Source organism: Geobacillus sp. PK12 (assembly GCF_004123125.1).
Classification (GTDB): domain Bacteria; phylum Bacillota; class Bacilli; order Bacillales; family Anoxybacillaceae; genus Geobacillus; species Geobacillus zalihae.
The window spans coordinates 1-2,733 of sequence record NZ_SDKL01000017.1; the positions used below are offsets into that span (position 1 = coordinate 1).

At 39.9% G+C, this 2,733-nt stretch carries 3 protein-coding genes; all 3 read right to left on the reverse strand.

Features of this window, described 5'->3' with window-relative positions:
* Positions 1–43: 43 nt before the first annotated feature.
* Positions 44–949: a LysR family transcriptional regulator gene (locus tag ETR37_RS07835; protein WP_033006131.1), complete on the reverse strand. Its 906-nt coding sequence runs from the start codon at positions 947–949 to the stop codon at positions 44–46.
* A 76-nt stretch (positions 950–1,025) separates the two neighbouring features.
* Entirely contained in the window at positions 1,026–1,820 is a 795-nt protein-coding gene (locus ETR37_RS07840; protein ID WP_033006133.1) for an alpha/beta hydrolase family protein, read from the reverse strand.
* 521 nt (positions 1,821–2,341) lie between these two features.
* A partial coding sequence (locus ETR37_RS07845; RefSeq protein ID WP_164977990.1) for a transposase occupies positions 2,342–2,733 on the reverse strand: 392 nt, incomplete at its 5' end.

The window sequence follows — 2,733 nt, forward strand, 5'->3', positions numbered from 1 at the left end:
TTTCTATACCCTTTGGATTTTATTGGATAATCAACACGCCTGATCAATTCGTTTGTGATACCGGCGTAATTGCATTTTTTGCAAACTTTTCAACAGATGAAAGAATGGTATTCCATATAAAAGGGGGCTCAGAGCCATAATATATTCCATGAATATACTGTTTCAGCATCATCAAATGAGCGACATTGACTTCCGCAAGCTGGCCAGTTGCCAGTTCATTTTTTATGCATAAATAAGGCAAAAATCCGATCCCACATCCACTTTGAATGAGCGATTTTGCCACTTCGAGATGATCCACCTGAAATTCAATTCGCGGCTCCACGTTCTCTACTTCAAAGATTTTGTGAACGCGATTCCAGTCAAATGCACCGCACTCAAAAAACACTATCGGTTCAAGTGCGAGCTGCCGCGCGGACAACTTTGACTGAAACTGAAATGGATGTCCTGGCTTTACAACAAGCCGTATCGAATTGTCAAGGAGCGGTTTATGCTGCAGCGAATGATGCGACACTTCTTTCATGAACGCCACATCAATCTGCTTTTGAAGCAGCTTATCCATTAGCACCTCATTAGACGCTGAAATAAACTTAAAACGAAGATCCGGATGTGCTTTTTTCCAGAGCGGCAGTGCGAACGGAATAAAATATTGGGATGCAATGAGATTGGCTCCAATGACAACCTCTTCCTCGTCCGCTCTTTTTTTCAGTTGTTTTTTCCCCTGATGGAAGGTGCGGAGAATCTGCTCGGCATACGGAACAAACATTTTCCCTTTTTCTGTAAGTACAATACTCCTGCCTTGCCGTTCAAACAGTTCTGTATCCAATTCGCGCTCCAATGCTTTGATCCGCGCCGTAACCGTTGGCTGCGATAAAAACAACGCGTCGGCTGCTTTATGAATGCTGTTAAAATGAACGACATACATAAACGCTTCAATATAATCAATATTCATGTTTCTCTCCCCCTCTTTTTTGAATCTGAAAACAAAAAGCTCCTGAATGTAGACGCACTCAAGAGCTCTTGGATGACTAATTAGTTTCAATTAGGGATAATTCTTTTTCTAGCCAGTCGCTTGTTATCTGCAAAAGTATTTGTCGATGTAAGAGTGATGAGAATGTATGATTAGCTCCTGCAATCACTTCCTTCTCGCAATTCCCTTTCTTACGGAATTTAAAAGCTTGATCATATGAATCGCAATATTCAACAGGAATTACTTCATCATTTGTTCCATGTACCACTAACACATTTCCAGGAAACTTCTTTGCCTCTTGCAATGGATGGTAATGTGATAAAGATTCAAAAAAATGAGAACCTAATCGATATCCACAATAATCGATGCTTCCATCCAAATTAGATATCTTTGTTTGTGTTCTTACAATTCGGGTGATATCATCATAGGGATTAGCAGACGGAGCCCAAAGTATCAAAGAATCAACCCTCGTATCTATCGTTGCTGTAAGCAATGCGACTGCGCCACCTAAACTATGACCGAGAAGAATGATTGGATTATTCTTGAACGATTCTATGTTCTTGACATAATCAATTACACTTCTCGTCTGGTCGATTAAATCTTCCAATCTATTATCTCCATACTCCCCGCTGCTTTCTCCGCATCCGGCATAATCAAATCGCACTACTAACATTCCTCGCGAAGCCAGATAATGTGCAGTTTGCACAAACAACCTATCGATTCCTATACGTGTACTAATAAATCCGTGACAAATGATCACAATAGGAATTTCTTCCACTGGAAAAAGCGAATCAGGATAGTGCATGGAAGTCGCCAAAAATTCTTTTCCGCTGGCAATTTGCAAAAACTTCATCAAATTTAATTCTCCTCTCCACTCAATGAAGATTTTTTACAATTCAATACAACTAAATTAATTTATCCTTTTTAATTCATACTATTTAAATAGGAATAATATGTTTTTTTATTATCTTATCATCCCAAATATCAGCGGTCAATATTTATTTTAAAACCTTTCTTTTGTTTACAATGGCTAATCGCATATATAACTAGGATAAGAGAGGGGTAGGATCGACAAATTGAAAAAGAATAGGTATATCGTAACTATGGTATTATCAGATAATAAATAAGAAAACGTTACTTTCTAATGCTGTTTTTTCTGGTTTGTACGATTTTTTTAATAATGTATATAAGTTGAAACTTTGTTTTACATCCAGTAGAGCGCCCACCGCATTCTATCAAAATGACTTGTTATGAAGGAAAACAGAATCGAACAATCGGAAAATCTTTATTGCAACTTATATAAATTAAATAACTGTAGATGAGCATTTTTCATTACAATAATTTCCATGATTAGAGAGACAAACAGGGTACCCCTTATGCGATACGGAGCTGTTTTTTGATCACATCAATAGGAATCTCTTGCTTTGCAGCGTCATAAATGAACTCTATGACGCTATGGCCTTTCCGCGACCGAAGAAGCTCCAGCCCGGTGGAGAGGTTTTGTCGGGATTCGGAGATGCTGTACACGCAAGCCAATAAAACGGTCACCCAATACCGTTTTACCGCCCGAACGTGACGGACCTGGTATCCATCCAGCTTCAGTTGATCTTTCGCCTGCCGGAAAAAGCACTCGATCGTCCAACGCTGAGCATAGTAACGCAAGATGTCTTCGTCCCCGAGTTCCCGGTCGGTGCTCAAGATGCAATGAAGATGTTCCGGCGCCATCGGCTGATCCGCCTTCCAAGCCAGCAGCACCACCGCGTCAT